5 protein-coding genes are annotated in these 5,286 nt (G+C 54.7%); all 5 read left to right on the forward strand.

Features of this window, described 5'->3' with window-relative positions; genetic code table 11:
* The first annotated feature begins 190 nt into the window (after nucleotides 1-190).
* Nucleotides 191-979, forward strand: a complete 789-nt coding sequence (locus tag RMSM_RS42205; protein WP_236621940.1) for a Dabb family protein — start codon at nucleotides 191-193, stop codon at nucleotides 977-979.
* Nucleotides 980-1,028: 49 nt separating this feature from the next.
* Nucleotides 1,029-1,415: a holo-ACP synthase gene (gene acpS, locus RMSM_RS00210; protein ID WP_008689740.1), complete on the forward strand. Its 387-nt coding sequence runs from the start codon at nucleotides 1,029-1,031 to the stop codon at nucleotides 1,413-1,415.
* 6 nt (nucleotides 1,416-1,421) lie between these two features.
* Complete coding sequence (locus RMSM_RS00215) at nucleotides 1,422-2,912, forward strand: dicarboxylate/amino acid:cation symporter (RefSeq protein WP_008689742.1); 1,491 nt, start codon at nucleotides 1,422-1,424, stop codon at nucleotides 2,910-2,912.
* 1,086 nt (nucleotides 2,913-3,998) lie between these two features.
* Complete coding sequence (locus RMSM_RS00230) at nucleotides 3,999-4,250, forward strand: hypothetical protein (RefSeq protein ID WP_144057251.1); 252 nt, start codon at nucleotides 3,999-4,001, stop codon at nucleotides 4,248-4,250.
* Nucleotides 4,251-4,459: 209 nt separating this feature from the next.
* On the forward strand, nucleotides 4,460-5,254 hold the full coding sequence (locus RMSM_RS00235; protein ID WP_040763279.1) for a hypothetical protein: 795 nt from the start codon (nucleotides 4,460-4,462) through the stop codon (nucleotides 5,252-5,254).
* Nucleotides 5,255-5,286 lie beyond the last annotated feature (32 nt).

Raw genomic sequence — 5,286 nt, forward strand, 5'->3', positions numbered from 1 at the left:
AAGCAGGTTGAGGGTGCCCACATTTTCTGATTCCTGAGTCGCGATTCGTCAAGGATGGAAGCCGCCACTGCGAAGCGTTACGATGATCAGTAGACGTGCTGCATCTCCGAAACGCAGCACGCCTCGATTGCCCCACCTTGCCGGTTCTGCGTTTCGGAGCCGCAGTGCTTCGCCCCTCGCTTTGAACGTCATGACAATCATCACTCGATTTTTATCGCTGGCCGTACTGACTCTCCACTGTGTCGCCTTCGCCGCAGGCTGTACCGCCGACGAAACCTCGACGACCACAACTCTATCGACTTCGTCCTCTGCGGATGCATCCGAATCAACCAAGGAATCACGTGTGCTGCGACATGCCGTCTTTTTCTCGTTCAAAGAATCCTCTTCGCCCGAAGAAATCGATGCCGTCGCCAAGGCGTTCGAGCAACTGCCGTCAAAGATTGATTCAATCGTCGATTTCGATTGGGGTGTGAACAACAGCCCCGAAGGACTCGACGATGGATTTACTCATTGTTTCTTATTGTCGTTCGCCGACGAAGCAGGCCGAGCGGAATACCTGCCTCACCCGGCACACAAAGAATTTGGCGACACGCTACGGCCGCACATGGAAGACGTGTTCGTGATCGATTACTGGGGTGACGCGAATGAAGTCACCGACGCCAAATCCGACGATGAAACGGAACTCAAACACGCGGTATTCTTCAAATTCAAAGACGACGCGTCTGAAGAGGACGTTGCAAAAGTCGAGCAAGCGTTTGCCGAGCTGCCCAACAAAATCGATTCGATTACCGATTTTGAATGGGGCACCAACAACAGTCCCGAAAAACACGACGATGGCTTCACCCATTGCTTCATGGTCACGTTCGCCGACGAAGCGGGACGCGAGACGTACTTGCCTCACCCCGACCACGAAGCGTTTGTCGAACTTCTAAAACCAGTTCTGGACAAAGCCCGCGTGTTAGACTTTACCACGAAGTAATTCCGCAGCCGCAGTTCCCCTCTCTTTTCTTTTCACCCAATGGTCCTTCATGGCAATCCTCGGACTCGGAACGGAAATTGTCGAATGTGTTCGCATCGCCAAGATGATCGAAGCTCATGGCGAACAATTTCTTGAACGTGTCTACAGTGCCAACGAAATCGAGTATTGTATTCAAACGGCAAACACGACTCAGCTGTTTGCCACTCGTTGGGCGGCGAAAGAGGCGGCGATGAAAGCGATGCGATGTCGGTACCAAGGAGTACGTTGGACCGACATCGAGATCGTGGTGCATGTAGGCGAAGGACCAACCATGTTGCTCTCCGGTGCCGCGTCCCAATGGGCCGAACAACGAGGGATCGAGAGAGTTCATGTTTCGCTAGGTGCCTGCCGCACCCATGCCACCGCGTATGTCATCGCCACTGACGAATTGGATTAATCTGGAATGTTTCGGCTCGCTTTGCATTGGCAACTCCTGATCGGGATGATTTTTGGAACCATCCTGGGCGTGACATTGAACATCACCGCCTCGGATCGCTCGACGACGGTGGTTCGCCAACCGGGCACGCCCAGCGAGCTGCCGCCAGGGATCGATTCGGCCACGATCCACGACACGTCTGGCGCGACGGTGATCGAATACGTCAATGACCAGGGAGAGCAGGTCAAACGGATCGTCGACCCGGTTGATCCGAAAGAAGGCGTGTTTCGCTCGATTGAAACGCTCGCCGCCGTCGACCCGGTCGCCGTTGCGATCTACGAAACGCATGGCATGAGCGTTGCCAAACAAGTCGGCGGATGGCTGCAGCGGCTGGGCGGACTGTTTTTGCGAATGTTGCAAATGGTTGCCGTCCCGCTGATTATCACTTCACTGTTGACCGGAGTGTTGGGACTGGGGTCCTCTAAAGGTCTCGGGCGAATGTTTCGTCGCACGCTGACGTATTACGTCTGCACCAGCATGCTGGCGATCACCACCGGATTGTTGGTGGTCAACGTTGTTCGCCCAGGTCTGAAGGATAATGTCGTCGCTCGCGCCCATCCTGATGCACACGAGGCGGAATCGCTGATCAATGTGCTGTTCGCACAACTCGAGGCGATGATTCCCAAGAATCCGTTTGCCGCCGTCGTCGATTCTAATTTCTTGTCGGTGATCGCGTTCACGATTGCGTTTGCGTTGTTCACGATTTCGGTCGGCGGCAAAACGGCCGAGCGGATCGGCGACGCCGCCAAGGCTGGATTTGACGTGATGATGGCAATGACGATGGCGATCATCAAACTCGCGCCACTCGGCGTTTTCTTTTTGATCGCCGCGGTCACCGCGACGCAAGGCACCAGCGTCTTCATGGCGTTGGCGTGGTACGTCGTCGCCGTGGCAGTCGCGCTGGCGATCCATTCGCTGATCACGTTGCCATTGATTTTGAAATTCGTTGCCAAACGCAGTCCGCTCGAATTTTTCAAAGCAATGTCGCCGGCGCTATTGACCGCGTTCAGCAGTGCCAGCAGCAATGGCACGTTGCCATTGACGATGTCCAGCGTCGAAGAACGCGCCGGGATCAGCAACCGCACCGGATCGTTTGTGCTGCCGCTCGGCGCGACGATCAACATGGATGGCACAGCGCTTTACGAAGCGGTCGCGGTGCTGTTCATTGCTCAGATGCATTTTGAACGCAATTTAGAGATGAGCGAGCAGATTGTCGTGGCGCTGACGGCACTTTTGGCCAGCGTCGGAGCAGCAGGAATTCCGCATGCCGGGTTGGTCATGATGGCGATCATTTTGAACGCCGTCGGATTGCCGCTAGAAATGCAAGGCATCATCTTGGCAGTCGATCGCGTCCTAGACATGTGCCGCACCTCCGTCAACGTCTGGAGTGATTCCTGCGGCTGTGCCGTCGTCGAGTCCTTCGAACTCGCCGACACCCCCGCGTCCCATGTGGGATAGGCATCCTGCCTGTCATCAGCATCACTTCCCCCCCGGCCTCACTCCCACCCAACAAAATTTACAATTGTCAATTTAACTTTTTCAATCCTCCCAACTCCCAACTCCCAACTCCCAACTCCCAACTCCTCAAGTTCGCTCGGATCGATGTGGCCGATAACGACTTCGATTTCCTCCGTCGTGCCTTCACCCGATTCCTGTAATCTCGCTTCCTAGATCTTCTCAGCTCGGGTGAGCTCTTCGAGTTTGCGTTGGATGAACTTCAGATCATCAAACGAAGACGCCTGAACATAGCGGCGATAGCAACTCAGCGACTGAATGATTTTCAGGCGTTTGCAAGCAGGTGTTTTGCGCCGCAGGTGGTCGCGGAGGAAGGCGATCACATCGTCGGCGGTGAATTCCCAAGTCGCCTGGGGCCTGCTTTCCTTATGTTAGCCGCTTTGGCGATAGCCACGGTTCCGATATTCAACCGGGGCCAACAAGCTGTTGATTTAGTCGTACGATGGACTTCCTAGTCCGTTGAATACACCAATCGCGTGCCATGGAATTGGCCTTTGCAATCACCCAATTCGGCAAAGAGAAGCTGGCCCAATTGGTCCTGCGGAGCAGATTCCGTCCCCGTTGCGGTGGTCTTACAGCAAAGGTCATCGCCCACTCCCACAACCATTCAAAGCAGGGTGGCATTCCTAAGTGCTGAATCGTTTTTACTGCCGTCCTGCATCGCCGCAGCACTACCTTCGCTGATCCTTTGCACGACCGCATTGCAGTTCAATGCCTCCGATGGAAAGTTCGTTAACAATTTTGCTTGACCCAGGAATCGAGCCCCCTCATACTCAGCAAACGCCAACCGACGAGAACACTCCCTCGCACCGGCGATAACGTTCCACGTGTCACCGAGGGAGCCGAAGGTCCAACCGGCGATAACAGCCCCCAGGATCCACTTATCGCCACCCCAACCGGCGATCACTACCTCGTTCTGGCATGTAAGAGATCGTACTCGTACTTAGGGCGCAGCCCGGTACTCGTACTCGTACTCGAAGCCGGCGCCGATGAACATGCCGGGCGTGACCGTCTCCAGCGATGCAAGCGATGATGGACCGAACGGTTATGATGTTGCCCGGGGGCGTGATCGAATTCGATGGTGCCGTTGAGCGTGAGGCGGGGTCCCCTACTGCATCCGAGTACGAGTACCGCTGCGCTGAGTACAAGTACAAGTACGAGATGCCCGCGGTCGAACGCCAAGGCCCGCCTAGTACGGCGGTACATGCTTCGGCCGACGGTTGCGGTCTGCTGATCGAGGCTGTCGTGTGTTGCTCCGTCTCATTCCGGGCGGTATCTTGAGGTCGTGTGAGATCGATTCGCTTGGCAGACGATTCGCCGCTGCGAACGCCTTGCAAGAACAAAGCGGTGCACCCGAGCGTCGGCAACGTCGTGTCGTGATCACAAAATCCTGGGTCGCCGCCGGGTGACCACCAACGTTCGCCGACTGAAATCCATGAAACGCAGTGCACATTGGGAACCGACGTTACATTGAACCTGATGCAAACCTCATGAGCTATTCAACATCTCTATACGCTATTGACCTAGACCGTCTCAAATCGTCAATCGGTTCTGGCGATGAGCATTTAATCCTCGCTGTGCAAGAACTTACATCTGCAGATCCGATTGATGTGATCGAGCGAAAATACCACTGGGTGGCCGTCCTGGAAGACGGTTCCATTGAGTTGGACAAACGCGATGCTACAGTTGAGCAGGTTGTTCAGGTTTACTCCACGCTAAACAAACACGACGCAATACATTTTCTCGGCAAAAACCCTGACCTCGTGCGAAGCACGTATCGCGCTCTCGGCGAAGCTTCAGCTGGACTGAAAAACGGTGCGGCGAAACTGCTAGGTCACCCAACGACTATGACTCTCGACGAGTTTTACGCGTACAATGACGATGATTCAAACTCCGCCGCAACAGAAGCGTCGATCATTGACTCCGTGCGGTCTCTCATTTGTGGCAATGCATCTGGTAGCGAAAGCCGATACGCCGCCGAACATCTTTGCAGAGCTATTGGACACTGGCTCGACGATGGCGACACACTTGCCGACATTGCGCCGTTGCAACTCGATACAAAACTCGCAGATTCAAGAGACTTGCCTAATTTGGAAAATGACGGCGATTTTCCGATCATTAGCTACCTGACAAGCAAGGAAGTAAAGAAGGAGATCAAACGTTTAGGTAAGATTGATCTCTCATATCCGGCCGACGATGACATTGATGCTGCTCGAAAAGCGTTTGTGCGCTGCCTCGTGGAAGCCGATGCAAGCAACTCATCTGTTGTTGCATTCTACCGGTGAATCATGGGTAACCATGCGAATCGGGATACGGG

The organism is Rhodopirellula maiorica SM1 (genome assembly GCF_000346295.1).
Classification (GTDB): Bacteria; Planctomycetota; Planctomycetia; order Pirellulales; family Pirellulaceae; genus Novipirellula; species Novipirellula maiorica.

What these genes read in the sequence shown, in the direction of transcription:
- RMSM_RS42205 (WP_236621940.1), top strand. Translation starts at nt 191, where the DNA reads ATGACAATCATCACTCGATTTTTATCGCTGGCCGTACTGACTCTCCAC.
- acpS (WP_008689740.1), top strand. Translation starts at nt 1,029, where the DNA reads ATGGCAATCCTCGGACTCGGAACGGAAATTGTCGAATGTGTTCGCATC.
- RMSM_RS00215 (WP_008689742.1), top strand. Translation starts at nt 1,422, where the DNA reads ATGTTTCGGCTCGCTTTGCATTGGCAACTCCTGATCGGGATGATTTTT.
- RMSM_RS00230 (WP_144057251.1), top strand. Translation starts at nt 3,999, where the DNA reads ATGATGGACCGAACGGTTATGATGTTGCCCGGGGGCGTGATCGAATTC.
- RMSM_RS00235 (WP_040763279.1), top strand. Translation starts at nt 4,460, where the DNA reads ATGAGCTATTCAACATCTCTATACGCTATTGACCTAGACCGTCTCAAA.